The sequence below is a fragment of the Vibrio sp. Vb1574 genome, assembly GCF_033338675.1.
In genome coordinates, this window is sequence record NZ_JAWOTC010000335.1 from 1 (window position 1) to 1,173 (window position 1,173).

Genomic DNA, 1,173 nt, shown 5'->3' on the forward strand with positions numbered 1-1,173 from the left:
ATATGATATTTGCCATGAGTACCTCATCAAAGTAATGATGCTTGAGCCAAGTTAAAGGTTGGTTTAAAATTAATTCTACAATGTAGAATAATTCTGAGTTTATCGAGAAGATCAAATGTCTGTCAACGAAAAGAAACGCGGAAGACCGACCGCAAAGCAGTCACAACTGAGTGCAGAAAGCATCCTGGAGTCGGCTAAATTATTGATGAAAAAAGACGGAAAGATACCAAGTGTTCGTCTGCTAGCGACCCAATTGGATGTGGATCCTATGGCGATCTATTACTACTTCAAAAACAAAAATGCTTTGCTTGAAGCGTTAACGACATCACTGGTGGAAGACATTTATCAACCGCAAGCGAATGAAGATTGGCAAAACGAACTCAAACACCTGTGCGCTAGTTATATTGAGCTGCTGCGTGAGTATAACGGGCTGTTGCAAACTATGTTGAGCATGACATCCCACGGACCTGCTCAAGTGTTTACTGAGCGCTATCAATTGATTGTTCAACCTTTGGGTTTATCCCAGCAAGTAGAGCAAGACAGTTTGGATCTATTGGCAGATTACCTACACGGTTTTGCGCTGTCGATTAGCTGTTGCCACGATGCAAGCTTGATTAAGACTGATATGTTGGATGGGCCTCTAAAACTGATCTGTTCCTCATTGTTGGCATCTCGAACCTAGTTCACATTACCGCGACGTTTTTGCTTATATCGTGAAAGAAATTCCCATAACCAAAGGTTCTAATTAATCGAGATGGAAGGGCTTTTATTTGAAGATTCCGACCTAATATCTTGATTATGCCCAGCCAATTTAAGGTGGGGATTTTTAAGCATTGCTGCTGGTAACGATTTGAACCAGCCTACAGGTGCATTCAAACACGATAAGGAATAACAATGGCTAACGAATACACACCACCAAGAGTTTGGACTAACGACAGTGAAAATGGCGGCCAATGGGCGAGCATTAATCGTCCCGATTCTGGCGCACGTCACGAGCAAGAGTTGCCAGTTGGAGAGCACCCATTCCAGCTTTACTCAATGGGGACTCCTAATGGTCAGAAAGTGACGATCATGTTTGAGGAGCTTTTGGCGGCAGGCGTAAAGGAAGCCGAATACGACGCGTATTTGATCAAGATTGGCGATGGCGACCAATTTGGTTCTGGCTTTGTAGCT

Annotated in this window: 1 protein-coding gene and 1 pseudogene; both read left to right on the plus strand. The window is 43.4% G+C overall.

Annotated features, from left to right (window positions below):
* Positions 1 to 115 precede the first annotated feature (115 nt).
* Positions 116 to 682, plus strand: coding sequence for a TetR/AcrR family transcriptional regulator (locus R7O12_RS25990; RefSeq protein WP_017447330.1), 567 nt, complete (start codon positions 116 to 118; stop codon positions 680 to 682).
* A gap of 212 nt (positions 683 to 894) precedes the next feature.
* A pseudogene (locus R7O12_RS25995) lies at positions 895 to 1,173 on the plus strand (glutathione-dependent disulfide-bond oxidoreductase); the annotation flags it as partial.

Excerpts from the sequence above, each read along its gene's own strand:
- R7O12_RS25990 (WP_017447330.1), top strand. The coding sequence starts at position 116 with ATGTCTGTCAACGAAAAGAAACGCGGAAGACCGACCGCAAAGCAGTCA.